The organism is Photobacterium sagamiensis (assembly GCF_050337085.1).
In the GTDB taxonomy this organism is placed as follows: Bacteria; Pseudomonadota; Gammaproteobacteria; order Enterobacterales; family Vibrionaceae; genus Photobacterium; species Photobacterium sagamiensis.
The window spans coordinates 23160-49666 of sequence record NZ_JAKJSP010000044.1 but is presented as its reverse complement, the minus strand read 5'-3'; the positions used below and the strand labels follow the sequence as shown (position 1 = coordinate 49666).

Annotated in this window: 27 protein-coding genes; 9 read left to right on the top strand and 18 right to left on the bottom strand. The window is 47.8% G+C overall.

The annotated features are described in order from the left end of the window. Positions 1 to 80: 80 nt before the first annotated feature. From hemW to L4D76_RS20125, 7 genes are all read right to left on the bottom strand, one after another. On the bottom strand, positions 81 to 1238 hold the full coding sequence (gene hemW / locus L4D76_RS20155) for a radical SAM family heme chaperone HemW (protein ID WP_428442676.1): 1158 nt from the start codon (positions 1236 to 1238) through the stop codon (positions 81 to 83). Further along, positions 1238 to 1831 (bottom strand): XTP/dITP diphosphatase, encoded by a 594-nt coding sequence (locus L4D76_RS20150; RefSeq protein WP_428442675.1) that lies wholly within the window; start codon positions 1829 to 1831, stop codon positions 1238 to 1240. Before L4D76_RS20150 ends, hemW begins: the two co-directional genes overlap by 1 nt. A gap of 169 nt (positions 1832 to 2000) precedes the next feature. Beyond that, entirely contained in the window at positions 2001 to 2429 is a 429-nt protein-coding gene (locus tag L4D76_RS20145; protein WP_428442674.1) for a DUF4426 domain-containing protein, read from the bottom strand. 147 nt (positions 2430 to 2576) lie between these two features. Continuing rightward, positions 2577 to 2873, bottom strand: coding sequence for a DUF167 family protein YggU (yggU, locus tag L4D76_RS20140; RefSeq protein WP_428442673.1), 297 nt, complete (start codon positions 2871 to 2873; stop codon positions 2577 to 2579). Next, positions 2870 to 3424 (bottom strand): YggT family protein, encoded by a 555-nt coding sequence (locus tag L4D76_RS20135; RefSeq protein ID WP_428442672.1) that lies wholly within the window; start codon positions 3422 to 3424, stop codon positions 2870 to 2872. Before L4D76_RS20135 ends, yggU begins: the two co-directional genes overlap by 4 nt. A gap of 9 nt (positions 3425 to 3433) precedes the next feature. Continuing rightward, positions 3434 to 4252, bottom strand: a complete 819-nt coding sequence (gene proC / locus L4D76_RS20130) for a pyrroline-5-carboxylate reductase (protein ID WP_428442671.1) — start codon at positions 4250 to 4252, stop codon at positions 3434 to 3436. A gap of 82 nt (positions 4253 to 4334) precedes the next feature. After that, positions 4335 to 5036, bottom strand: coding sequence for a YggS family pyridoxal phosphate-dependent enzyme (locus tag L4D76_RS20125; RefSeq protein WP_428442670.1), 702 nt, complete (start codon positions 5034 to 5036; stop codon positions 4335 to 4337). 23 nt (positions 5037 to 5059) lie between these two features. Here L4D76_RS20125 and L4D76_RS20120 point away from each other — a divergent pair, with 23 nt between their 5' ends. Together L4D76_RS20120 and L4D76_RS20115 are read left to right on the top strand one after the other, a co-directional pair. Beyond that, positions 5060 to 6097, top strand: a complete 1038-nt coding sequence (locus L4D76_RS20120; RefSeq protein WP_428442669.1) for a type IV pilus twitching motility protein PilT — start codon at positions 5060 to 5062, stop codon at positions 6095 to 6097. Positions 6098 to 6147: 50 nt separating this feature from the next. Then, the gene (locus tag L4D76_RS20115; protein WP_428442668.1) at positions 6148 to 7254 is read left to right on the top strand and encodes a PilT/PilU family type 4a pilus ATPase; all 1107 of its coding nucleotides are present in this window, start codon (positions 6148 to 6150) and stop codon (positions 7252 to 7254) included. 259 nt (positions 7255 to 7513) lie between these two features. Here L4D76_RS20115 and ruvX read toward each other — a convergent pair whose 3' ends face one another. From ruvX to metK, 7 genes are all read right to left on the bottom strand, one after another. After that, positions 7514 to 7942 carry a Holliday junction resolvase RuvX gene (gene ruvX, locus L4D76_RS20110; RefSeq protein ID WP_428442667.1) on the bottom strand — a complete coding sequence of 143 codons (429 nt, stop codon included), beginning with the start codon at positions 7940 to 7942 and terminating at the stop codon, positions 7514 to 7516. Further along, positions 7939 to 8502: a YqgE/AlgH family protein gene (locus L4D76_RS20105; RefSeq protein WP_428442666.1), complete on the bottom strand. Its 564-nt coding sequence runs from the start codon at positions 8500 to 8502 to the stop codon at positions 7939 to 7941. The genes ruvX and L4D76_RS20105 overlap by 4 nt, the downstream gene beginning before the upstream one ends. Before the next feature lie 175 nt (positions 8503 to 8677). Further along, complete coding sequence (gene gshB / locus L4D76_RS20100) at positions 8678 to 9631, bottom strand: glutathione synthase (RefSeq protein ID WP_428442665.1); 954 nt, start codon at positions 9629 to 9631, stop codon at positions 8678 to 8680. 30 nt (positions 9632 to 9661) lie between these two features. Next, positions 9662 to 10393, bottom strand: a complete 732-nt coding sequence (gene rsmE / locus L4D76_RS20095) for a 16S rRNA (uracil(1498)-N(3))-methyltransferase (protein WP_428442664.1) — start codon at positions 10391 to 10393, stop codon at positions 9662 to 9664. A gap of 173 nt (positions 10394 to 10566) precedes the next feature. Continuing rightward, on the bottom strand, positions 10567 to 11289 hold the full coding sequence (gene endA / locus L4D76_RS20090) for a deoxyribonuclease I (RefSeq protein ID WP_428442663.1): 723 nt from the start codon (positions 11287 to 11289) through the stop codon (positions 10567 to 10569). Positions 11290 to 11422: 133 nt separating this feature from the next. Further along, positions 11423 to 11905 carry a SprT family zinc-dependent metalloprotease gene (locus tag L4D76_RS20085; RefSeq protein WP_428442662.1) on the bottom strand — a complete coding sequence of 161 codons (483 nt, stop codon included), beginning with the start codon at positions 11903 to 11905 and terminating at the stop codon, positions 11423 to 11425. Positions 11906 to 12052: 147 nt separating this feature from the next. Further along, complete coding sequence (gene metK / locus L4D76_RS20080; RefSeq protein ID WP_428442661.1) at positions 12053 to 13207, bottom strand: methionine adenosyltransferase; 1155 nt, start codon at positions 13205 to 13207, stop codon at positions 12053 to 12055. Between the two features lie 395 nt (positions 13208 to 13602). Between metK and tkt the strand changes: the two genes are divergently transcribed. From tkt to mscS, 5 genes are all read left to right on the top strand, one after another. Then, complete coding sequence (gene tkt, locus L4D76_RS20075) at positions 13603 to 15615, top strand: transketolase (protein WP_428442660.1); 2013 nt, start codon at positions 13603 to 13605, stop codon at positions 15613 to 15615. 498 nt (positions 15616 to 16113) lie between these two features. Beyond that, positions 16114 to 17184: an erythrose-4-phosphate dehydrogenase gene (gene epd / locus L4D76_RS20070; protein WP_428442659.1), complete on the top strand. Its 1071-nt coding sequence runs from the start codon at positions 16114 to 16116 to the stop codon at positions 17182 to 17184. A 90-nt stretch (positions 17185 to 17274) separates the two neighbouring features. After that, the gene (locus tag L4D76_RS20065; protein WP_428442658.1) at positions 17275 to 18438 is read left to right on the top strand and encodes a phosphoglycerate kinase; all 1164 of its coding nucleotides are present in this window, start codon (positions 17275 to 17277) and stop codon (positions 18436 to 18438) included. A 145-nt stretch (positions 18439 to 18583) separates the two neighbouring features. Continuing rightward, the gene (gene fbaA, locus L4D76_RS20060; protein ID WP_428442657.1) at positions 18584 to 19660 is read left to right on the top strand and encodes a class II fructose-bisphosphate aldolase; all 1077 of its coding nucleotides are present in this window, start codon (positions 18584 to 18586) and stop codon (positions 19658 to 19660) included. Positions 19661 to 19877: 217 nt separating this feature from the next. Further along, a complete protein-coding gene (mscS, locus tag L4D76_RS20055) occupies positions 19878 to 20762 on the top strand; it encodes a small-conductance mechanosensitive channel MscS (protein WP_428442656.1) in 885 nt (294 codons plus the stop codon). Between the two features lie 103 nt (positions 20763 to 20865). Here the strand turns inward: mscS and L4D76_RS20050 are convergent, their stop codons facing one another. Further along, complete coding sequence (locus tag L4D76_RS20050; RefSeq protein ID WP_428442655.1) at positions 20866 to 21387, bottom strand: YbaK/EbsC family protein; 522 nt, start codon at positions 21385 to 21387, stop codon at positions 20866 to 20868. Continuing rightward, on the bottom strand, positions 21377 to 22009 hold the full coding sequence (locus L4D76_RS20045; RefSeq protein ID WP_428442654.1) for a LysE/ArgO family amino acid transporter: 633 nt from the start codon (positions 22007 to 22009) through the stop codon (positions 21377 to 21379). Before L4D76_RS20045 ends, L4D76_RS20050 begins: the two co-directional genes overlap by 11 nt. A gap of 147 nt (positions 22010 to 22156) precedes the next feature. Here L4D76_RS20045 and L4D76_RS20040 point away from each other — a divergent pair, with 147 nt between their 5' ends. Then, positions 22157 to 23053 (top strand): LysR family transcriptional regulator ArgP, encoded by an 897-nt coding sequence (locus L4D76_RS20040; RefSeq protein ID WP_428442653.1) that lies wholly within the window; start codon positions 22157 to 22159, stop codon positions 23051 to 23053. 167 nt (positions 23054 to 23220) lie between these two features. Further along, a complete protein-coding gene (locus tag L4D76_RS20035; protein ID WP_428442652.1) occupies positions 23221 to 23925 on the top strand; it encodes an oxidative stress defense protein in 705 nt (234 codons plus the stop codon). 217 nt (positions 23926 to 24142) lie between these two features. On the opposite strand, the gene serA is transcribed toward L4D76_RS20035, so the two are convergent. Together serA and rpiA are read right to left on the bottom strand one after the other, a co-directional pair. Next, positions 24143 to 25372 (bottom strand): phosphoglycerate dehydrogenase, encoded by a 1230-nt coding sequence (gene serA / locus L4D76_RS20030; protein ID WP_428442651.1) that lies wholly within the window; start codon positions 25370 to 25372, stop codon positions 24143 to 24145. A 277-nt stretch (positions 25373 to 25649) separates the two neighbouring features. Further along, complete coding sequence (rpiA, locus tag L4D76_RS20025; protein WP_428442650.1) at positions 25650 to 26309, bottom strand: ribose-5-phosphate isomerase RpiA; 660 nt, start codon at positions 26307 to 26309, stop codon at positions 25650 to 25652. Positions 26310 to 26507 lie beyond the last annotated feature (198 nt).

Genomic DNA, 26507 nt, shown 5'->3' with positions numbered 1-26507 from the left:
GAGAATAAAGTTTCGAGATACGAGTTTCGAGAGGATGCTACTCGACACTCGACACTCGACACTCGAATCTCTTGACTTGTCTACTCTTCCTCGACAAAAATCGCTAACAGATCATTGAGAAACAGCTTACCGTGCTCGGTGATCTGCCACTCTTCGCCGTTATCGGTCAGATAGTTCTTATCTAAAGCCCATTGAATCTCGGTTTCAATAGATCCTAATGGTAAGCCCGTTCGCTCGACATAATCCTGCTTGGGACAAGCTTCTAATAGACGGAAACGGTTCATGAAGAACTCAAATGGCCGCTCTTGGGTCTCGACCTGAACTTCTTTGTCCAGATAAGGCTTATCCCGATTGAGGTAGCCACGCGGATGCTTCACTTTCACTGTGCGGGTGATGTTGCCGTCAGTAAAGCTGATCTTACCGTGAGCACCGCAGCCGATACCGAGGTAATCACCAAAGCGCCAGTAGTTGAGGTTGTGGCGGCACTGTAAGCCGGGTTTGCTGTAGCCGGAAATTTCATATTGGACATATCCGGCTTCAGTCAGGATCTGATGGCCCTGCTCAAAGATATCCCATAAGTTGTCGTCATCTGGCAATGTCGGCGGCTTGGAATAGAATAACGTGTTGGGCTCTATCGTCAGCTGGTACCAGGATAAATGCGGTGGGTTGAGTGCAATAGCCTGCTTAAGATCATACAGGGCATCGTCAATCGATTGATCCGGTAAGCCGTGCATCAGATCGATATTAAAACTGTTTAAGCCAGCTTCCGTTGCCAGTTGTGCGGCTTTACGCGCTTCATCGCTGCCATGAATACGGCCAAGGCGAGTCAGTTTCTCATCCTGAAAGCTTTGCACGCCGATCGAAATACGATTAACCCCGACTTGTTGATAAGCCTGGAAACGGCCGGCTTCAACCGTGCCCGGGTTTGCTTCCATGGTGATTTCAATGTCACCGCTAAACGGGATCCTCGCTTCAATTTCTTTTAGCAAGCGTCCGATTTCGGCAGGGGAGATCAGGCTTGGCGTACCACCACCAATAAAGATTGAGTGCAGCGGGCGACTGCCACTTTCCAGCTGATATTTCGCCAGATCTGTCTCCAGATCGTCGATCAGGGCATCGATATAGTCGAGCTCCGGGATATCAGCTTTAAGTGCATGTGAGTTAAAGTCGCAATACGGGCATTTCTGCACACACCATGGGATGTGAACATACAGGCTTAGCGGTGGTGGAACTAACATTAGGCGTCCTTCAGGGCTGCAAAGAGCTTTTGCAGCGCTTTGCCGCGGTGTGACAGTTGTTTCTTGCGTACCGATTCCAGCTCTGCAGAAGCGCACTGATCTTCCGGGACCCAGAATACCGGATCATAACCAAAGCCATTTTCACCGTGAGCCTCAGTCAGAATGCTACCTTCCCAGCTACCGTGGCAAACCAGTGGGGTCGGATCGTTCTCGTGGCGCATCATGACCAGCACGCAGTGAAAGCGCGCCGTACGTTGCTCGGCCGGTACACCTTCCATATCAGCCAGTAGCTTTTCCAGGTTCTGCTGATCAGTCGCATTTTCGCCCGCGTAGCGAGCAGAGTAGATCCCCGGTGCACCTTTTAAGAAGTCCACTTCCAGGCCGGAATCGTCAGCAATGGCAGGTAAGCCTGTTTCTTTGGCGGCATGGCGTGCTTTGATGATGGCGTTTTCAATAAACGTTGTGCCGGTTTCAGCGACGGAAGAAACCTGGTAATCACTTTGCGCGACAACATCAAAACCAAAGTCAGCAAGCAGGCTGGCCATTTCTTTTACTTTGCCCTGGTTACCCGTTGCTAGCACTAGTTTACTCATTACTGTTCCTCGGAAAATGAAATCTGGCTGAATATTCAGCTGGGGCGATATGATAACGGCAGGCGCTATCTAGTAAAAGTAAAAGCAGGAAAAGAAAGAGGAGCGGAGGCTCCTCTGGCAGCTGTTCTTATTTTGGGAATGGTGATCTTATCTTGGTAACAAAGATGATTTAGTCGACAAAGAAGGTCTGCTCGAAATTGATTTGGCCGTTAGTCCCATTCTGGGTTACATCAATGATGAACTTGAAGCGTTCTTCGTTGGTGTGGCTTAACTCTGCAATATAGTAAATGGCATTGCCTTCACGGATCTCACGAAAAGAAAGTTTCTTCTCGGTACCGAGAAGGTTGCGGGCTTTTCCTGAAAGTAAAGCTTGAACCGCTGGCTTACCTTCCTGAGATTTGTCCAGTACGGCAACATTCACAACCGCGGAATAGCGGCTGCGCTTAATGCGATAGGTATTGGCAACGTCAGGCGTCAGGAAGGTGGAAGGAAAGCTGGAGTAATGGATTTCCAGATCACCGACATTTATTAATTGTTCTGCCTGGGCTGGCAATGCCGTAAAGAGCATTGCCGATAATAAACATAGAATCCGAATCATGATTTTTTCCTTATTTATACTTACCAGATCATGAGATAACTCTGTCCCGGTAGGTATTACAGCGGCTCCTATTAGTATAGAGGCGAATCCATCGTTATGAATTCGCCCCTTAATTTCCGCTGTTCAGTGGTTCGTTAAAGCAGGTTGCTAGAGCAGCTCAGCGATCTCCGCCGGGATTTCTCGTGGCGCTTCGATACGAACCTGTTTGTGACGGCCCAGCTCGCCTTTTTCCATTACGACTTGCCCTTTGGCAACCCGAAACTGTTTTGCTAGGTATTTTACTAAATGCGCATTCGCCTTGCCATCAACCGGGGGAGCGGTGATGGCAACTTTCAGCTCATCACCATGCAGGCCTACGATCTGATCGCGGCTGGCTTTCGGTTGAATGTACAGGCGGATCACCAGATCATCGCCTGCCTGGCTTACTGCGGCAGTTTGGCTCACAGCTGGAACCAGATTGGACCGATAAGATCACCCATTAAGAAATTGGCGAATTGCAGGCCAATGAACAGAACTAAGACACTCAGATCAAGACCACCCATGGCAGGGATAATACGACGAATAGGTGCTGTCATTGGTTCCGTTAACTGGTGCATCACGAATTCGACAGGGCTGCGGCCCTGGCTTACCCAGCTCAGAATGGCGCGGATCAACAGTACCCAGAACAGTAGGCCGCCAGCGGCTTTCAGCAGTGATAGACCACCAATCCAGAGGAATTCTGGGCTAAATGAGATCGTACCATTTATGACTAACTGCAGTATTAAGAACTTACCCATGCTTAACAGATAAGCGAAAATTAACGTCGCTAAATCTAAGCCGCCAATCGGTGGGATCATACGGCGTAGTGGTCCAACAATAGGTTGGGTGGCTTTTACTACAAATTGAGAAAACGGATTGTAGAAATCAGCACGGGCCCACTGGAGCCAAATTCTTAGCAATACGATCATGATGTAGAGATCGAATGCAGTACTTACTAAAAAACCAATAGAATTCATATATTAACCTTAAAACAAATTTTCCATTTCTTCAGCGCGAGATACAGCAGCACGCATTGCTTTTGCTACGATATCACTAAGTTGATGTTCGTTAAATGTGCGTAGTGCTTCAGCGGTGGTTCCGCCTTTTGATGTTACCTGCTCACGCAGGGCTGCCAGCTCGGTATCCGGGTTCGCTACCACCAGTTCAGCGGCACCCAATGCCGACTGTTGTACCAACTGACGGGCGGTATCAGGAGAAAAACCTTGCTTAATCGCTTCTGCCTGCATGGCTTCCATGAATAAGAAGAAGTACGCCGGCGCACTACCTGCCGCGGCAATGATACCGTTAATCCCAGATTCCTGCTCAACCCAGCATACTTTACCAACGGCTTTCATCAGATTTTCGGCGAAGGTTTTATCTTCAGCCTGCACTGCCGGTGGGGCAAACAGGCCACTCATACCTTTACCAATTAATGATGGCGTGTTGGGCATTACCCGGACCAGGTTCAGCTCGGTATTCAGCATCTCATTGAGACGGGTAACTGAGATCCCGGCGGCAATTGAAATCACCAGCTTGCCAGCAAAGTTAATGCCCTGCAGTTCATTACATACGTTTTCCATTAACTGCGGCTTAACGGCAAGTACAATGACATCGGCTTGCCCGGCAGCGCGGAGGTTATCGGAGTCGGTATGAATGCCGTAATCACGAGCCAGAGGTTCCCGGCGCGCAGCACTGGGCGCAGTGGCGGTGATTTTGTCGGCGGCATAACCGCTGGCGACTAAACCGGCGATGATGGATCGCGCCATGTTGCCCGCACCAATGAAAGTGATAGAACGTTGTTCCATGTAAAATCCTTATTAGTAAGTAGAGAGGGGCGAGTTTCTAGCCTCTAGTTTCGAGTTCCTAGTTTCTAGTTACTCGTTCCTTCTACGTGTAATCCCGGGCGCCAAAAATTGCCGTACCAATACGGACAATCGTGCTGCCAGCGGCAATAGCGGCTTCCATGTCGCCACTCATCCCCATCGACAGGGTATCGAGTTGCGGATGTTCGGCTTGCAGTTGCTGCTGAGCATCAGCCAGTAACTTAAAGGCGGCATATTGGCTGTCATAGCTATCGGCTTGCTGTGGAATTGACATCAGGCCGCGCAGAACCAGATTTGGCATACTGGAAATTTCGTCAGCCAATGCCGGTAATTCGCTAAAGCTAACCCCTGATTTACTTTTCTCATCGCTGGTATTGACCTGCAACAGTACATTCAACGGCGGTAGCTCGGTTGGGCGTTGTTCACTCAGGCGACGGGCTATTTTAGCGCGATCAATAGAGTGTACCCAGTCAAAATGCTCGGCGATTAAACGGGTTTTATTGGACTGAATAGGACCAATAAAGTGCCAGACGAGCTGGCCTGCGTGGGGGCTCTTGGCAAAATGCTGCACCTTTTCGACCCCTTCCTGCACGTAGTTTTCACCAAATGCGCGGTGGCCGGCAGCGATCGCTTCGTCGATTGCTGCTATCGGTTTGGTTTTACTTACCGCCAATAATTGCACGGAATCTGTCGCTCGACCGCATTTTTCGGCCGCTGTGGTTATCTGAGTGATGACCTGTTCAATATTTTGCTTGATACTACTCATAATTGATTCTGTGGGGAAAATTTATGGATATCACCGAACTGCTGGACTTTAGTGTAAAACATAATGCCTCTGATCTGCACCTTTCTGCAGGTGTTCCGCCAATGATCAGAGTGGACGGTGATGTAAGAAAACTCAGTTTGCCATCTTTAGAGCATTCTGATGTACATCGTTTAGTGTTTGACATTATGAACGATGCACAGCGCCGTGAATACGAAGAAAAGCTGGAAGTTGATTTTTCGTTTGAATTACCGAATGTTGGCCGCTTCCGTGTCAACGCCTTCCATCAATCCCGCGGCAGTGCCGCGGTGTTCCGTACCATCCCTGTCAATATTCCAACCTTAGAGTCTCTCAATGTCCCTGAGGTGTTCTATAAAGTTGCCCAGTGTCAGCGTGGTTTAGTACTGGTAACCGGGGCGACCGGCTCGGGTAAATCGACCACCATTGCGGCATTGGTAGACTATATCAATGAAAACTATAACCGTCATATTCTGACGATTGAAGATCCGGTGGAATTTATTCATGCCAGCAAACGCAGTTTGATCAACCAGCGTGAAGTACACCGTGATACCCATAGTTTCCAAAATGCGCTGCGTTCATCACTGCGTGAAGATCCGGATGTTATCGTCGTCGGGGAATTACGGGATCAAGAAACGATCAGCCTGGCTCTGACGGCAGCGGAAACCGGCCACTTAGTGTTAGGCACATTGCACACCAGCTCGGCGGCGAAAACCGTAGACCGGATCATTGATGTGTTCCCGGGCAATGATAAAGCCATGGTGCGCTCAATGCTGTCAGAATCGTTACGTACCGTGGTGTCACAAAACCTGCTTAAGTGTGTCAGTGGCGGTCGGGTAGCGGCCCATGAAGTTATGATGGCGACACCGGCGATCCGAAACCTGATCCGCGAGGATAAAGTGGCGCAGATGTATTCGATGATCCAGACCGGCTCAGCGATGGGGATGCAAACCATGGAGCAGAGCATTAAGATGCTGGTGGCACAGGGGATGGTAGAATCTGAAGAAGGCCGCAGGATTGTCGATGGCTCAACTTCCATTATGTAATACCAACCGCGATTTAGCCTGAAAACGAAATAAGTGACGAAGGAACGAGAATGAAGCTGCAAGAGATCCTCAACGAAGTCGTGAGCCGTAAAGCGTCGGATCTGTATATTACGGTAGATTCACCCTGCCTGTTGCGTATTGATGGCAACTTGCATGCGCTGGGTGAGGTACTGACACGGAGCAGGGTCGATGCGTTATTTGATGAAGCGATGGATAGCGAATTATACCAAGAGTTTGTTGCCAGCCGAGAAGCAAACTTTGCGTTAGTCAGGGGGGATTTGCGTTTTCGCGTCAGTGCTTTCTGGCAGCGAGAGTTACCGGGAATGGTTGTCCGCCGGATCGAGACCGAGATCCCGGATCTGACTGAGCTAAACCTGCCGGTCGATATGAAGAATATGGCGTTGGCTAAGCGTGGCCTGGTGCTGGTGGTCGGGGCGACCGGATCGGGTAAATCAACCTCAATGGCAGCGATGACGGGGTTTCGTAATCACAACTCCAGCGGCCATATCCTGACCGTTGAAGATCCGATTGAATTTGTTCATCAACATGATCGCTGTATTGTGACCCAGCGTGAAGTGGGGCTGGATACCGAAAGCTATGAAGTGGCGCTGAAAAACTCGCTACGTCAGGCGCCGGATATGATCCTGATTGGTGAGGTCCGTACCCCGGAAACCATGGAGTACGCGATGAATTTCGCCGAAACCGGTCACCTTTGTATGGCAACCCTGCACGCGAATAATGCGAACCAGGCGCTTGAACGAATTTTGCACTTGGTCGCGAAAGAGCGACGTGAGCAATTCTTGTTTGATCTGTCATTGAACCTGAAATGTATTCTGGCTCAGCAGTTGATCCCGGATGCACAAGGAGCAGGGCGACACGCGGCCTTTGAGCTGTTGATCAATACCCCGCGGGTAGCCGATTTGATCCGCCGTGGTGAGTTACATGAGATTAAAGGTGTTATGACCAAGTCGGGCGAGTCCGGCATGATGACGTTTGATCAATCTCTGTATGAGTTGTTCAATGATGGCAAGATCAGCGAGCAGGAAGCATTGCACCATGCGGATTCGGCCAATGATCTGCGGTTGATGATCAAGGTCGGTAACCCGGAACAGATGAGTGGCAGCACCTTAGACGGGGTGACGGTTGAGCTGGGATGATCAGCTTTAGACTTCCTGTGATCCCAAAGCTTTAAGTGCTGCACATGATCGTTGAGGCCTTGATATTACAGAACAATAAAGGATCGTAAGATCGTACTGTACAGCAAATACAGCTTTTGAGTTATAGTAGTCCAAAAGCTGTACAAGCTGATCAGACCCGATGAACAGGGGATCCTTGAGTTAAGATCTTAAGGTGTGTTTCGAGAGGGCAGCTTGGAGCTGGATGTTAGATAAAAAGCTGTACGTACTCAATACTCGATTAACCGTACTGGCGCTCGAACCAGCTTTCCAGGATCACGACAGCGGATTGTGAATCGATATTCCCTTTGCTCAACGAACGGTAACCGCCACGATCAAACAGATCAGCTTTAGCTTCAACGGTGCTCAGGCGTTCGTCATGCAGTTCAACCACACAACCAAAGCGACCGTGCAGCCGGTTGGCAAATTTCTTTGCGCGCGGGGTAATGGTTTCCATCTCTCCCCCTCTTAAATCCAGTGGCAGGCCGACGACCACTAAATCCGGTTGCCACTCTTTAAGCAGTTTTTCTATCGCTTCCCAGCTGGGAATACCATCTTTGGCTTTTAAGGCGGCTAAAGGGCTTGCTGTGCCAGTTAATTCCTGGCCAATGGCAACACCAATACTTTTGGTGCCGTAATCAAATGCTAATACACTGCGTGTGGTGCTCATGCGTGTCCTTTTTCTATCGAAAGGTTGGCTGAATTAATCCCTAATTTGGCGACGGCTTTATCCCAGCGCTTATTGATTGGGGTTTCAAAAATAATGTCACTGTCAGCTTCCATGGTTAGCCAGCTATTATCAACGAGTTCTTGCTCAAGCTGACCGGCTGACCATCCGGCATAACCGAGAGCGACCAGAAATTTTTCAGGTGCTTCACTGGTTCCCAGCAGTGGCAGAATATCTTGTGAAGTCGTTACGGATAACTCTTCGTTGATATTGATACTGGAATCGAAGTTGCCTTTACCCTTATGCAGCACAAATCCACGATCTTCCGCGACCGGACCACCGTTAAGTACCTGCTGCTCTAAGCTATCGGGATTATTGACGGGAAGCAGGCGCTCTACTTCAATTTGATCAAGCATGCTGCCGACAGAAATTTCGATAGGCAGGTTGATGACAAGGCCCATAGCGCCTTCTTCATTATGCTCGCAAACATATATCACACCACGTTTGAAGTGAGGGTCTTGCATGCCTGGCATGGCGACCAGAAAATGATTGGTTAAATTCATAGCTAACACCGACAACATGTTCTCATAACTACAGTATGCAGAGTATTTGGGGGAATTGGTACAACGTAGCCACATTGCTGATTAGACTAGGCTTAAAAAAGCGCCGCCTTCTGGTGAAGTCAGCGCTTTCTGATAGTGATTCACTATCGCGTTGCGTTAGCTTACTCGCGAGTGATTAAGCTCGCGCAGCAACACGACGCTCAATGGCATCCATTAGCTTACCGGTAATTGAGATATCGAAAGCCGCCTCGATTTCACGAATACAGGTTGGGCTGGTGACGTTGATTTCAGTCAGCTTATCGCCAATCACATCCAGACCGACAAAAATCAGTCCTTTTTCTTTCAGAACAGGGGCAACAGTTTCTGCGATCTTACGGTCGGTTTCGCTGATCGGACGCGCTTCACCGCGGCCACCGGCAGCCAGGTTTCCTCGGGTTTCACCTTTTGCCGGAATACGTGCCAGGCAATATGGCATCGGCTCGCCGTCAACAACCAGAATACGCTTATCACCATTGCTGATATCCGGCACAAAGGTTTGTGCCATGCAATAGTTTTGACCATGCTTGGTCAGCGTTTCAATGATCACCGATACATTGGGATCGCCATGCATTACACGGAAAATTGACGCACCGCCCATGCCGTCGAGTGGTTTTAAAATGATATCGCCATGCTCTTGATGGAAGGCTTTAATTTTGTCAGTACGACGGGTCACGAGAGTGGTTGGGGTGAGATCCGGGAACCAGGCCGTAAACAGTTTTTCGTTGCAGTCACGCAGGCTGCGAGGTTCATTGACGATCAGTGCCCCTTCGTTTTCAGCACGCTCAAGGATGTAGGTTGCGTAAATATATTCAGTATCAAACGGCGGATCTTTACGCATCAGTACTACATCGAGATCAGACAGGTCGATTTCCTGCTCGCTGGTGAATTCAAACCAGCCGTTAGGATCTTCTTTCAGGCTAACGACACGGGTACGAGCGACAGCTTTACCTTGCTCTAAAGACAGGTCGTTCATTTCCATGTAGTGGATTTCCCAACCGCGACGCTGAGCTTCCATCATCATGGCAAAGCTGGAATCTTTTTTGATATTGATAGACTCGATTGGGTCCATCACGATACCCAGTTTGATCATTTCTTTCTCCTAGTATTATTAGGCAGATCGTTAGCCCAAATCGCCAAAGCGGACTTGCAGGGCTGTGATTGCGGTCATCGCTGTGGTTTCGGTACGCAATACGCGTGGACCAAGCAGGATTTCATCAAATTTATATTGCTCTGTCATACCGATTTCTTCGGCGGACAGGCCGCCTTCAGGGCCAATCAGCAGGCGAACCTTAGTGACCGGAGCAGGTAAGGTATTGATAGAGTAGTTGGCCCGAGGGTGCAGGTTCAGTTTCAGACCGTCGTAATCTTCGGCACACCACTCTTCCAGCTTCATAACCGGACGGATCACCGGCACGGTATTACGGCCGCACTGCTCACAGGCACTGATTGCAATTCTTTGCCACTGCGCCAGTTTCTTCTCAAAACGTTCAGTATTCAGTTTGACGCCACAGCGTTCAGAAATAAGCGGTGTAATGGTGTTTACACCCAGTTCAACCGATTTCTGGATGGTAAATTCCATTTTTTCACCACGAGAGATCACTTGACCGAGGTGAATATCCAGTGGAGATTCCACACTGTTTTCGCGTCGGCACTGGATCTCAACTTCAACGCTTTTCTTGCTGGTATTGGTGATAACTGCCGGAAACTCAGCATCACTGCCGTCAAACATTTCGATTTCCTGACCGGCTTGCATACGCATAACACGGCCAACATGGTTGGCAGCATCATCACTAAGCATAACTTTGCCCTGAGCCGGTAGCGACTCAGGATGGTAAATACGTGGGATTCTCATGGTGAGATCGATAACCTGTCTACTGTCTAAATAATTCGCTTATTGCATCTTAACATGGATACAGCGGAGGCAAATTACAAGGTGAATTGAAAATTAGCGTGTGCTTTCTTTATAGTGAACTGAGCCCCGAAGAGGGCTCTCTTGATAATGTGGGGTAGGGTTGGTTGTTATGATTACAAACCGTTTTTCTGGCAGTCTTGGTAGACAAACGGGTTATGGCTGTCCTGAACTTTCGCAATGCGGCGATCACGCTCGCATTCCCAGCTACTTACAGGATATTGACGGTTCCAGGCCTCCATTAATTGACGTTGCTGTCTGGAGAGCGAAAATTTGTATTCCTGGTTCATGTACAGATAGGTTCGGGCTATCGCGCCACGTGCTTTGGCCGGTGGATCTGCACGACGATTTTTGAAGTCGATTTTCATCTCGCACTGGCCGTAGAAAGCGCCGCTATTACCATTCCACGGCAGAAACTTATAATTAGAGCGATCGCCGTTGACCTCTCCAATCGCAGGTCTCAGGTTATGAAGATCTGCTTCCATACGTTTGAACTGCTTATTTTTTTTACAATTCTTACGGCCTCCGTCTTGCCAGCACTGGAGCTGGTGGCCAAATTGCCAGGCCGGGACAACATGCTCCCACTCGATACGGCTGGCACGTTTTTTCTGTTTACGTACTTGGTAACCACAGCTGGCCAAATCTGGCACGCCTTTTTTCCCCTGCCATTTTATATCGCAACCACAGTAAAAGCTGGTGGGGTGATCCTGATAGATCTTCACTGCGATTTTTTTTGCTTTAGAGAATGAAGTTGGCGGTGCTGCTATCGAACTTGTGGATATAGCAGTAGCGGCAAGCACTAATATTAGTGCCAGCCACTTTTTAAACGAGGTTTTCATTGATTATCCTGCGCTGAAGATCAGTTTGGCAAGCTTATCAATATTTCTCTAATTTAGAAGCACTTCACACTTATATTGTTATCAATTACATTTCGTGCGCAGCAGAGAGAGGTATTCAATAAAGGTTCAGTCTTTATTGTTGTGGCGTGAGTGGCTGGCGGCATTGTGTGCAGTGATAGACGGCTTGCTGGCGAAGCACTTTATTATGGCGACGGACGGTAAGCTGATGCTCACAACAGGCACAGGAGTAAGGGAAAGTCTGCCCCCGGACAGATTGAATATCGAAACTATGTGTTGTGCGGGCTGGAATGCCAAAAACTTGCGTCATCATGGTCTGCCATTCAGCGCCATGAGGGCGGACCCGGCCAAATAACTTGAAAGCCAGCAGATGTGCGACTTCATGGGGGACCACTTCGGTGAGAAAGGCCTCTGTATTTTCTGCGAGCAGTACCGGATTGAAGCGTACTTCCCACCCTTGTAATCGTGCACTGCCGGCAATTTTACCACGTTGGTTGAACTTGATTGTGGGTAACGGGAAGCTCTTTCCCAGTTTTACTTCGGCTAGTGCGATGCAGTTTTGGGTTTTTTCAATGACTTGGGTGTGAAGTGGATCCATCGGAATATGCTTGATGCTGTAACGAAGTCTGACATCATACTCTAGTTTCTAGTTTCTAGTTTCTAGTTTCTAGTTTCTAGTTTCTAGTTTCTTAGAAAACAAAAAAGGAAGCCGAAGCTTCCTTTTTTATAATCAGTGCGTTGTCGCTTACTTGATGTTAGCGAAGTCGCGTAGCATTTCTGCTTTGTCAGTTGCTTCCCAAGGGAATTCTTCRCGACCGAAGTGGCCGTAAGCAGCAGTCTTCTGGTAGATAGGCTGAAGCAGATCAAGCATTTCGATCAGGCCGTATGGGCGCAGGTCGAAATTTTGACGAATTGCTTCAACGATAACGTCATGAGGTACATTCTCGGTACCGAACGTTTCTACCATGATAGACGTTGGATCCGCGACGCCGATAGCGTATGAAAGCTGGATTTCACAACGGCCAGCCAGACCCGCGGCTACGATGTTTTTCGCAACATAACGTGCAGCGTAAGCAGCAGAGCGGTCAACTTTTGATGGATCTTTACCTGAGAATGCACCGCCACCGTGACGAGCTGCACCGCCGTAGGTATCAACGATGATCTTACGGCCAGTCAGGCCACAGTCACCCATTGGGCCACCGATTACGAAACGGCCGGTTGGGTTGATGAAGTATTTGGTGTCTTTGTTCAGCCACTCAGCAGGAAGTACCGGCTTGATGATTTCTTCCATCACCGCTTCCTGCAGTACTGGTAGCTCGATGCTGTCACAGTGCTGAGTTGAAAGAACGACGGCATCAATACCGACGATTTTGCCTTGATCGTAAGCGAACGTTACCTGGCTTTTTGCATCAGGGCGCAGCCAAGGCAGGGTGCCGTTTTTACGAATTTTTGCCTGACGTTCAACCAGACGGTGAGCATAAGTGATCGGTGCCGGCATTAGGATTTCGGTTTCATTGGTTGCATAACCGAACATGATGCCCTGATCACCGGCGCCTAGTTCGCGCGGGTCTTCACGGTCAACACCTTGGTTGATGTCTGGAGACTGCTTACCAATTGCGCTTAGTACCGCACAAGAGTTGGCATCAAAGCCCATATCGGAATGAACATAACCGATTTCACGTACAGTCTCACGGGTAATTTCTTCAATATCAACCCAAGCAGAGGTAGTGATTTCACCACCTACCATAACCATGCCGGTCTTTACGTAAGTTTCACACGCAACACGTGCTTTTGGGTCTTGTTCCAGGATCGCATCCAGGACTGCATCAGAAATTTGATCGGCAATTTTATCTGGATGGCCTTCTGATACAGACTCAGAAGTAAACAGGTGCTTCGACATGCGTACTCTCGCTTTATATGATTATGGGTTGATAATGGGGAGCCCTGAATCAAGGGAATACATAACCTTGATGCATACGGATATACGTTTGAATGTATAGAGCTACCTCCGTCTAGACGTCTATAATACCCACAACGGGAATAAAATCAACATTGTGAATTGTAGGGAAATGACCGAATCATAAAGCAATCGTTTACTTGTGGTTGCTTTGATTACAGTTAGTTAAGCCTGCCGTTCTGCCAGCTTATTGAAATTGGTCTTATTTTCTTCAGGAAATCGTTTGCAGTCGGGGGGTAGACTTTGCGACAATACCCGCCCGCCGAATCATGGTTAATTTGTTACGCCGATGCGAGCAGATAGCCACCATATACAGTCTACAAATTTCTGGAGCAGACATGTCTTCACGTAACGCTAATTCTCGTAAAGAGCTGGCAAATGCAATCCGTGCCCTGAGCATGGACGGTGTTCAAAAAGCTAACTCTGGCCACCCTGGTGCACCTATGGGTATGGCAGATATCGCTGAAGTACTGTGGCGCAGCCACATGAACCACAACCCACAAAACACGCAGTGGGCTGATCGCGACCGTTTTATTTTGTCAAACGGTCACGGTTCAATGCTTATTTATTCTCTGCTTCACCTTACAGGTTATGACCTGTCTATCGATGATCTGAAGAACTTCCGTCAGCTGCACTCTAAAACACCGGGTCACCCTGAATACGGTTACGCGCCAGGTATCGAAACGACAACAGGTCCACTCGGACAGGGTATTACCAACGGTGTAGGTATGGCGATGGCGGAAAAAGCCCTTGCTGCACAGTTCAACCGTGACGGCCATGACATCGTTGACCACAACACTTACGTGTTCATGGGCGATGGCTGTCTGATGGAAGGTATCTCTCACGAAGCCTGTTCACTGGCTGGTACTTTAGGTCTGGGCAAGCTAGTTGCTTTCTGGGATGACAACGGTATTTCTATCGACGGTGAAGTCGAAGGCTGGTTCTCTGACGATACGCCGAAGCGTTTCGAAGCTTATGGCTGGCATGTTATTCCTGCTGTTGATGGCCACGATGCTGACGCAATCAATGCTGCAATTGAAGCAGCGAAGGCAGAAACAGGCAAACCAACGCTGATTTGTACTAAGACCATCATCGGTTTTGGTTCGCCTAACAAAGCGGGTTCTCACGACTGCCACGGTGCACCACTAGGTGCTGAAGAAATTGCAGCAGCACGTGAATTCCTGGGCTGGAACCACGGTCCTTTCGAAATCCCTGCAGATATCGCAGCCCAGTGGGATGCGAAAGAGGCGGGTGCCGCGAAGGAATCAGCATGGGACGAGAAGTTTGCCGCATACGCCGCTGCTTACCCTGAGCTTGCTGCTGAATACAAGCGCCGCGTAAACGGTGATCTGCCTGCACAGTGGGAAGAAAAAGCCAATGCAATCATTGCTGATCTTCAAGCTAACCCGGCGAACATCGCATCACGTAAAGCGTCTCAAAATGCGCTAGAAGCGTTTGGCGCAATGCTACCTGAGTTCATGGGCGGCTCTGCTGACCTTGCTCCGTCTAACCTGACCATGTGGTCTGGCTCTAAGTCGCTAACGGCTGAAGACTTCTCGGGTAACTATATCCACTACGGTGTTCGTGAATTCGGTATGACGGCAATCATGAACGGTCTTGCCCTTCACGGCGGTTTCGTTCCTTACGGCGCGACATTCCTGATGTTCATGGAATACGCACGTAACGCAATGCGCATGGCTGCTCTGATGAAAGTGCAGAACATCCAGGTTTATACTCACGACTCAATCGGTCTGGGTGAAGATGGTCCTACCCACCAGCCGGTAGAGCAAATTGCTTCACTGCGCCTGACACCAAACATGAGCACATGGCGTCCATGTGATCAGGTTGAATCTGCCGTTGCTTGGAAACTGGCAATCGAGCGTAAAGATGGCCCGACAGCGCTGATCTTCTCGCGCCAGAACCTGGCACAGCAAGAGCGAACTGAAGCACAGGTTGCTGACATCGCGAAGGGTGGTTACATCCTGAAAGATTGCGAAGGCAAGCCAGAGCTTATTCTGATTGCGACCGGTTCTGAGGTTGAGCTTGTAACAGAGGCATACGCACAGCTAACAGCTGAAGGCCGAAAGGTTCGCGTTGTTTCTATGCCGGCAACAGACGCATTCGACAAGCAAGATGCAGCTTACCGTGAATCGGTACTGCCTTCTGATGTGACTGCACGTATTGCTGTTGAAGCCGGTATTGCCGACTTCTGGTACAAGTACGTTGGTTTCGATGGCCGTATCATCGGTATGACAACATTTGGTGAGTCAGCGCCTGCTGGCGAGCTGTTTAAGATGTTTGGCTTCACGGTTGAAAACGTCGTCGACATAGCGAAAGAGTTGCTCGCGTAAGCAATTTATTTCGATGATTGAAAAAAGGCTTCCTCTGGAAGCCTTTTTTGTTACTTTCAGTCGGATGAAAATAATTGTTCCGTCTGTTTTTATCGTTTTTTTATGGTGTATACCCAAACCACCTCAAGATGCAGAGTTCAGCGAGAATTCATTGGCTTTTAGTCAAGGCAGCCATTTGATTGAATAGTGATTTTATTTAGAAAATGGCTAACACAGAATAAATGTCGATGAAACTCGCCCTTTGGGAGCTCCTCTGGAAAATCACTTCTTCACAAAATGTGTTTGAAAGGGATCGCCATTCCTACACATATTTCGTTCGAATTGAGTTCCCAGAGGAAGCTCTGAATCTCGCATCTTGAGGTGGTTTGGGTATATTTATCTTTAATTACTTGGGTTTATTGGTTTTAAATGTCGAGTCGTGATAGCTGTCACAATTAGGGTGATTCTGGGCTGAGCTTGGTATACACTATCGCCGCTTAGTATTTTGGTAGCATGGATATGACACTGAAAGTCGCAATTAATGGATTCGGTCGCATTGGTCGCAGTGTGCTTCGCGCGCTGTACGAGAGCGACAAATATCAAAAAATTAAAGTCGTGGCAGTCAATGAACTGGCTGAGCCTGAAGCTATGGCTCACTTGTTGCAGTATGACACCAGCCATGGCCGATTCTTTAAGCCTGTTTCCCACGATCAGGAGCATCTCTTTATTGCTCATGATAATGGCGAGCAAGACCGCATTCGCATCTTGCATCAAAGTGATATAACCCTTTTGCCCTGGCATGATTTAGATGTCGATATCGTTCTCGACTGTACCGGTGTGTATGGCTCTCGTGACGATGGCCTTGCCCATATTAAGGCGGGGGCGAAGAAAGTATTATTTTCTCATCCTGCTGCCACTGATATCGACAATACGATTATCTATGGTGTGAACCATGAGACGCTCAAGCCTGAGCACCGCATTGTTTCTAATGGTTCCTGTACCACCAACTGTATTGTCCCGGTAATTAAAGTGCTTGATGAAACCTTCGGTATCGAATCAGGCACAATCACCACCATCCACTCAGCGATGAATGACCAACAGGTTATCGACGCTTACCATTCTGATTTACGTCGTACCCGGGCAGCCAGCCAGTCAATCATTCCTGTTGATACTAAACTGCATCTTGGAATTGGCCGTGTATTCCCGAAACTTTCTGACAAATTTGAAGCGATTTCTGTGCGCGTACCTACAATTAACGTCACAGCAATGGATTTAAGTGTCACAGTTAAAACAAATGTGAAAGTTAATGACGTAAATCAATCACTGTCTGAGGCGTCTCGTTGTACATTAGATGGTATTATGGATTACACCGAAGCACCGCTGGTTTCCATCGACTTTAATCACGATCCCCATAGCGCGATAGTCGACGGCACCCAAACGCGAGTTAGTAATAAGCACTTAATAAAGTTGCTGGTGTGGTGTGATAACGAATGGGGATTTGCCAACCGTATGTTAGATACCGCGTTGGCCATGCAGGCTTGTGACATCGTGCAACATAGTGATGCCACGATGCAGTATAGCGAAGCATAACAGCAGTAAAGAATTATTTGGGTCTGGCAGTGACGCCGGGCTGGTAAAGAACTTTAAATTTTATTTTTAACACTGTTGAGAGGACAAACCATGTCTGTAATCAAGATGACTGATCTGGAACTTGCTGGTAAGCGCGTATTTATTCGTGCCGATCTAAACGTACCAGTTAAAGACGGTAAAGTAACATCTGACGCTCGTATTCTAGCGTCTCTTCCAACTATCAAGCGCTGCCTAGAAGCTGGCGCTAAAGTAATGGTTACTTCACACCTTGGTCGTCCAACTGAAGGTGAGTACAACGAAGAGTTCTCTCTAGCTCCAGTAGTTAACTACTTAAATGACGCACTAGATTGTGACGTTAAACTAGCGAAAGATTACCTAGATGGTCTTGAACTAAACGCTGGTGAGCTAGTTGTTCTTGAAAACGTTCGTTTTAACAAAGGCGAAAAGAAGAACGAAGAAGCACTTTCTAAGAAGTACGCAGCATTATGTGACATCTTCGTAATGGATGCATTCGGTACGGCTCACCGTGCACAAGCATCTACTCACGGTGTTGGCATGAACGCACCTATCGCATGTGCAGGTCCTCTACTAGCTGCTGAACTTGAAGCACTGGGCAAAGCAATGGACAATCCTGCTCGTCCACTTGTTGCAATCGTTGGTGGTTCTAAAGTATCAACTAAGCTAACTGTTCTAGAGTCGCTATCTACAATCGCTGACCAACTTGTTGTTGGTGGCGGTATCGCGAACACGTTCATCGCAGCTGAAGGCCACAATGTTGGTAAATCACTGTACGAAGCAGATTTAGTTGAAACAGCTAAGAAACTAATGAAAGACTGTGCAATCCCTGTTGCGACTGACGTTGCATGTGCAAAAGCATTTGATGAGAACGCAGAAGCTGAAATCAAGCATGTTTCTGAAGTTCAAGACGACGACATGATCTTCGATCTAGGTCCAGAATCAACTGCAGTTCTTGCTGAAATCATCAGCAATGCAAAGACAATTCTTTGGAATGGCCCAGTTGGCGTATTTGAATTCAAAAACTTTGAAGCAGGTACTGCTGGTATTTCTAAAGCAATTGCAGATTCTGAAGGTTTCTCTGTTGCAGGCGGCGGTGACACATTAGCGGCTATCGACAAGTTCGGTATCAAGGCTGACGTTTCTTACATCTCTACTGGCGGCGGTGCGTTCCTTGAGTTCGTTGAAGGCAAAGTATTACCAGCCGTTGCGATGCTAGAAGAGCGCGCAAAAGCATAATTAAATAGGAAGGGAGCGAATGCTCCCTTCTTTTAATGTTTGTGAATCGAATCAAGTTTTTATAGAATGCTTGACCAGAAGCAAACGTTTGCAAAGTTTCGTTTAATATTTAACACCGACTACGTAAGTTAATAGGACTATTGTTATGTCTAAGATCTTCGATTTTGTAAAACCTGGCGTAATTTCTGGCGATGACGTTCAGAAAGTATTTGCAGTAGCAAAAGAAAACAAATTTGCTCTTCCAGCTGTTAACGTTGTTAACACTGACACTATCAACGGTGTTCTAGAAGCTGCAGCTAAAGTTAAAGCTCCTGTAGTTGTTCAGTTCTCTAACGGCGGTGCTGGTTTCTTCGCTGGTAAAGGTCTGAAACTAGAAGGTCAGGGCGCACAAATCGCTGGCGCGGTAGCTGGTGCTAAGTACGTTCACGCTATTGCTGAATCTTACGGTATCCCTGTAATTCTTCACACAGACCATGCTGCTAAGAAACTACTTCCTTGGATCGACGGTCTACTAGACGCGGGCGAAGAGTTCTTCGCGCAAACTGGCAAGCCTTTATTCTCTTCTCACATGATCGATCTTTCTGAAGAAACACTAGAAGAAAATATCGAAATCTGTGGTCAGTACCTAGAGCGTATGGCTAAGATGGGTATGACGCTAGAAATCGAACTGGGTTGTACTGGTGGCGAAGAAGACGGCGTTGATAACTCTGATATGGACGCTTCTGAGCTTTACACTTCACCTGAAGATGTAGCTTATGCATACGAGAAACTAAACGCTATTAGCCCACGTTTCACTATCGCAGCATCTTTCGGTAACGTACACGGTGTATACCAGGCGGGTAACGTTGTTCTTACTCCAACTATCCTACGTGATTCTCAAGCATACTGTGCAGAGAAGTTCGGTATTGCATCTGACGCTCTGAACTTCGTATTCCACGGTGGTTCTGGTTCTTCTGAAGCAGAAATCCAAGAGTCAATCGGCTACGGTGTTATCAAAATGAACATCGATACTGATACTCAGTGGGCTTCATGGGATGGTATTCGTCAATACGAAGCTGCAAACCGTGATTTCCTACAAGGTCAAATCGGTAACCCAACTGGCGAAGCTGCGCCAAACAAGAAGTACTACGATCCACGCGTATGGCTACGTGCTGGTCAAGCGTCTATGGTTACTCGTCTTGAGAAAGCATTCTCAGACCTTAACGCAATCGACGTACTGTAATTTATTACAGACAGATGTAACCTACGCTTAGGCGTGGAACATTGAGATTATTTAAAAGCCCGCATTGCGGGCTTTTTTATTATCCGGCCAAATAAATTGGTATATATTAGCAGGCAAACAAAAACCTATTCCTATCAGTAGCCTTATAACCCTTGCGGGTATATCGAGGCTATCGGGGAGTGGTAATTCTTTCGGAATAAATAAAGAGAGACAAATAATGAGTGAGAGCGTTACAGACAAGGTTGTTGATACTATTACCGATAATGAGTTAACGAATGGCGTCCTTAGTGCCGGCAACTGGGTGGCAGATAATCAGGAGCTGCTGATCCAGTATGGTGTTAACCTTATTTCGGCGATTCTGATCCTATTTATTGGTAATCTTATTGTAAAAGGGATTGCGAATGGCGTGGCGAAAGTGCTGCGTAAAAAGAGCATGGATGAGGCGGTTGTTGAATTTCTGCATTCGCTCGTGCGCTATCTGCTGTTTGTAATTGTTTTAATCGCAGCGCTTGGTCGTTTAGGTGTTCAAACGGCATCTGTGGTTGCGGTTATCGGTGCCGCGGGTTTAGCGATTGGTTTAGCGCTGCAAGGCTCACTGTCTAACTTTGCCGCGGGTGTACTGATTGTCAGCTTCCGTCCGTTCAAATCCGGTGATTACGTTGAAATTGGTGGTGTTGCAGGTTCTGTTGAATCCATTCAAATTTTCTCAACGGTATTGTGTACACCTGATAATAAAATGGTAGTTGTACCCAATGGTGCAGTAATTGGTAGTGCAATTACTAACTACTCTCGTCATGAAACTCGCCGTATTGATTTCGTGATAGGTGTTTCTTATAACGCTGATTTGAAGAAAACCAAAGAAGTACTAGCACGTGTTGTTGAAGCAGAGTCTCGGGTATTAAAAGATCCTGCACCAACAGTTGGTGTCGTGGCACTGGCGGATTCCTCTGTTAACTTTGTGGTTCGCCCATGGGTTAAAACCTCTGATTACTGGGGTGTATACTTCGATTTGCTACAAGCGATCAAAGAAGAGCTTGATAAAGAAAATATCGGTATTCCATATCCTCAAATGGATGTGCATTTGAATAAGCTGGAAGGCTAATTCCTGCCTGTCAGTCATCTTTGATGAAAATAGAAAATGGAGCCTCAGGGGGCTCCATTTTTTATGGATAAATTAGGAATGTAAGCGGCGTGTGTTGCGATAGCTAGGCGATGTGCACTTGCTGTTCCGGTGCTGACGGTAGCTGAATCTGCGGGTTTGGCAGTAACGCCAACAGCGCATCCAGTTTGTCGCTGGCAAAGGCGAATGTCATGGTTGGTTTGCCGGGGGTGTACATCAATTCGTCAAACGAATAGAGCACAGGGTCGATCAGCAAAGTGATGTGCTCTGGGAGACCGAATGGACAGACCGCACCAGGCTCACAACCGATGGCTGCCACCATTTCATCATTGCTGCAAATCGATACGCGTTTACCCACCAACGATTTCACCAACTTGCTGTCGAGTCGACTGTCGCGATGGGTCAATAACAAGCAATGACCGCCGCCTTTGAGTTTCATGAATAAACTTTTGGTTGGTGCTGCAGTTATACCGAGTTCGGTACTGATGCGTTGATCGGTCTCGAAATCCAGTATGGGGTCATGCTGCCATTGTTGATAGCCGACACCGGCTTCGCTGAACAGGGCAAGATTTTTGAGATAAATAGCTTCTAATTGATCAGGCAACATATTGTGTCCAAAGTCCTTTGGCTAAGTGGGCGGCGATGAAGAACATCATAGCGGCAACGGCGAGATCAATACCGCGCTTCACCTTTGGTTTTGACAAGGTCGGACCTAATTTTGCCGCCCCGATAGACAAGGTATAGAACCAGACAAAGGAAGCCATAATGGTACCGATGGCAAAAGCGATCCGGTCATTACCTTCAAACTGGCCGCCAATGGAGCCCAGAATGACCACGGTATCTAAATACATGTGAGGGTTAAGCACGGTGACAGCCAGGGCACCAAGGATCACGGTACGACGACCACGGGCGAGTACCTGCTTACGCTGCTCTTGTTCCTGGGCGGGACGCAGTGCACTGCTCAGTGACAGTGAGCCATAGAAAAGCAGAAACAGTACACCGCCGACGGTAACGCTGATCAGCAGGGTCTCATTACTCGACAGCAAGGCACCGCCACCAAAAATACCCAGGCTGATAAACAGGGTATCGAGGATACTACAGATGGTCGCGGTGGTCAGATGATGATTCCGTTTAATACCTTGATTTAATACATAGGCATTCTGCGCGCCTATTGGAATAATCATGCTGGCACCTAAGCCAAACCCTTGTAATAGTGCCCAAATACTCATTGTTACAGCTTTCCTTTATCGTTTTGAAATCTATGGTGTTAATTAATGGCGCAAGCTTACTCCCGAGTGTAGGATTAAGTACAACTAATAAAATTAATACATTATTAGTTTCTCTAATGATCGTTGTTAACCGTAACGGGAGCAAGTATGCGAGGGTTGGATTACCGCTGGGTAGAAGCATTGGATGCGGTGATTTCGCAGTGTGGTTTTGAGCGTGCAGCAGATCATTTGTGTATTACGCAATCGGCTGTTTCGCAGCGGATCAAACAGCTGGAAAAGCTGATGGCGCAACCAATGCTGGTACGGGAGCAACCGCCAAGACCGACACCGGCCGGCCAGAAAATGTTAGGCCTCTACCGTCGGGTACGTTTACTGGAGCAGGAGCTGCTACCGGAAATTAACCCGGATGATACCAGTCAGCCACTATCGGTCTCATTGGCAACTAATGCGGATAGTCTGGCAACCTGGTTACTACCGGCATTGAGTCCGCTGTTAAAGTCACGCCGAATTGAGCTTAACTTGCTGGTGGAGGACGAGGCCCGTACGTTAGACAAACTGCGTGGCGGTGAAGTAGTGGGTGCCATTAGCATGGAAGCGACTCCTATGCCTGGGTGTGTCGCCGATTATCTTGGCCGGGTCGATTTTCTCTGTGTGGCCAGTCCTGATTTTGCGGATAAATATTTTGCCAATGGCGTAACACGTGACAGTTTACTGGCAGCACCGGGCGTTGCCTTCGATCATCATGATGATATGCACGAACTCTTTGTCCAGCAGCACTTTAATTTACCGTTAGGCAGTGTGATGAAGCATACCGTCAGATCGTCCGAGGCCTTTGTCCGGATTGCCATGGAGGGGATTGCTTATTGTCTGATCCCGAGAGTACAGATCCAAGATGAGCTGGCCAGCGGAGAGCTCATCAATGTGACACCGGAGATTTTTCTGACCCGCAGAATGTATTGGCATCACTGGGCATTAGAAAGCGGGGTGTTAACAGTATTGTCAGAGATGCTGGTAAGCCACGCACAGAAGGTGTTACCACAGTAATGAATGTGCTCGGCAGTCAATATTTATTGATAAATAAAACAGCATTCAAAAAAATAGTAAGGATGGGATAATTTTGTGAATTCTGTTGTCGAACCCATACACGATACGCATTATCAAAAAATACGTCATCAATAATGCCTTCAATAAAAAGAGAGTAGGAAAGCCATATGAAGAAACATTTACTAGCGGTGGTATTAGTAGGCGCCAGTTCATTGATCTCTGCGGGAGCCATGGCGGCAGACGTCGCTTTCCCGCACCTGGAAACCACAGGTATGGGCGAAGTCATGGTTCAGCCTGATATGGCGGTGTTCTCGGTTGAAGTTGTCGAAACCCGTCAGACGGCAAAAGAAGCCAAGCTGGCGGTGGATAAAGCCGTAACCGCATTTAACGAGCGCCTGAAGAAGCAAGGTGTGGACCGTACAGATATTAAGAGCGCGAATATTACGCTGCACCCTCAATACCATTATCCAAAGGATAAAAAGCCAGAGCTAACGGGCTACCGTGCCAGTCGTCATATCACGGTTACTATTAAAGAGCTTGATAAACTTAACGAATACTTAGATGGCGCTTTGGGTGATGGGATCAACAAGATTAATCATATTGAGCTGAAAGTCAGCAATGAAGCGGAGTTTATCGAGCAAGCGCGTCAGGCTGCGATTAAAGATGCCCAGGAAAAAGCTGAATCACTTGCGAAGGGGTTTGGTGAGAGTATTGATGGGGTGTGGAAGATCACGTATCACGCCTCTAGCCCGCGCCCGATAATGATGAGGGCAATGGCGATGGACGCTGCCGTAGAAACGGCTGCAACCTATCAAGATACTCAAATTACGATCCGGGATCGGGTGGAAGTGACATTTAAGCTCGAGGAGTAGAAGATCGGCTCTGTGAAGATGAGATTTTGAGTTACGAGGTTCGAGTGACTAGGAAAATCAAAAGCTTGACTTCAAAAGCTGACTTGAAGAGTCTGCCGGACCATAGGACCATAGGACCATAGGACCATAGGACCATAGGACCAAAAAACAAAAAGGAGAGCGAATGCTCTCCTTTCTCGTATCTCGAAACTAGGATCTCGATTCTGTCGTTTTGATCTTAATGCAGAATACGGGCACGAATGGTGCCGTCGATTGCTTTCAGCTTACGGAGGGCTTCTTCCGAGCGCTCGGTTTCCACATCAATAACCACATAACCGATCTCGGCTCCTGTTTGCAGATACTGGGCGGCAATGTTGATCCCTTCTGCGGCGAAGATCGTGGTGATCTGATTCAGGATCCCCGGGCGGTTTTCATGAATGTGTAGCAGACGCGAACAGTCACGGTGCTCAGGCAGTGACACTTCAGGGAAGCCAACCGCTGACAGTGTTGAACCATTATCGGAATATTTCACTAACTTACCAGCGACTTCGATCCCGATATTTTCCTGCGCCTCCTGGGTTGAACCACCGATATGCGGTGTCAGGATCACATTATCAAATTGCGCCAGTGGCGATTTGAACGGGTCTTTATTGGTTTTAGGCTCTACCGGGAACACGTCAATCGCAGCGCCCGCGAGGTGCTTGCTTTCCAGTGCGCTACATAACGCATCGATTTCAACCACAGTACCACGCGCAGCATTGATGAAGATCGCCCCTGGTTTCATACGAGCAAATTCATCGGCGCCCATCATATCTTGAGTATCAGGGGTTTCCGGTACATGCAGGCTGATCACATCACACTTGTTGAGCAGCTCGGTCATCGAGCGAACCTGAGTGGCGTTACCCAGTGAAAGCTTGTTTTCAATATCGTAGAAATAGACTCGCATACCAAGGTTTTCAGCCAGAATACCCAGCTGCGTACCGATATGGCCGTAACCAATGATACCTAAGCGTTTGCCTCGTGCTTCAAAAGAGTGATCGGCGGATTTCTGCCATTCGCCACGATGGGCTTTGGCGTTCTTTTCCGGAATACCACGAAGCAGCAGCAGGATTTCTCCCAGAACTAACTCGGCCACACTTCGGGTATTTGAGAAAGGAGCGTTAAAAACCGGAATACCCCGTTTGCTGGCTTCTGCAAGATTAACCTGATTGGTACCGATACAGAAACAGCCCACAGCCATCAGTTTTTTGGCAGCCTCAAAGACTTCTTCAGTTAGCTGAGTACGGGATCGGATACCAACAAAGTGAGCGTCTTTGATCGCTTCAAGCAGTTCGTCACCTGCCAGTGAACCTTTATGGTATTCAATATTGGTGTAACCAGCGTGCTGTAAAACCTCAAGAGAAGAAGGGTGAAGGCCTTCCAATAAGAGAATTTTAATCTTTTCTTTATCCAGTGAAACTTTAGCCATTGGGTTTTCATCCTTTAAAACATGAGTGGCAGGAAATCAGGTTGGGCAACCAGCGATGCTGAACGGAAAAGGATTAACGGGATATAGCGGCTGCGGGTAATATCCTTTTCCTGCGCGCCAGTAGCCTGAGGCTTACACTCAAATGATTGCTACATGCTGTTCATTAAAGTATCAAATAATAACCAGTATGGGTAAGAATATTACAAAAAAGATAATAAAAAACGGCATATATTATGCCGTTTCGTAATCTAATAACATAAGCAGCGGTTATGATTGCTTATTTTTCGAATTTTTTTACACCGTCAGGCGAACCAACCAGCAGAACATCCGCTCCGCGGTGAGCAAACAGGCCGACAGTCACTACACCTGGCAGGGCATTGATTTTGTCTTCCATCGCTTTCGCGTCAGTGATTGCCATGTTATACACGTCAATGATGATATTGCCGTTATCCGTCACAACACCTTCACGGTATACCGGATCGCCACCAAGCTTTACCAGCTCACGGCCGATAAATGAACGTGCCATTGGGATCACTTCAACAGGCAGAGGGAACTGACCCAGAACGTCTACTTGTTTAGTGTTATCAACAATGCAGATGAATTGTTTGGCCATTGCAGCAACGATTTTCTCGCGAGTCAGTGCCGCGCCGCCGCCTTTGATCATGTCATATTGACCATTGATTTCATCGGCACCATCAACATAAATGTCGAGGCCGGCAACTTCGTTGGCATCAAAAACAGGGATACCGATTTCTTCCAGACGTTCAGTAGAGGCGACTGAGCTTGAAACAGCCCCTTTGATCTCTTCTTTACGGGTTTCTAGTGCATCGATGAAGTGATTAACGGTTGAGCCTGTCCCGACACCGACAATGCTGCCTTTTGTTACGTATTCCAGTGCAGCCCAGCCAGCCGCTTTTTTCATTTCATCTTGTGTCATGCCTTTCTCCTAGTGATGACCAACCGCAGTGCGCTGATTATAACGAAGAGTGTGTGGTACGTCAGGGCAAATTTTGACTGAGATCTCTGTTCTCATAATAAGAAATCATAAAGCTATTAATAACATAGAGTTAGCGATCATGGCTGTGGTACATAAAAACCAAACGTTTGCGCGGGGCGCGCATATGACGGGAAAGAC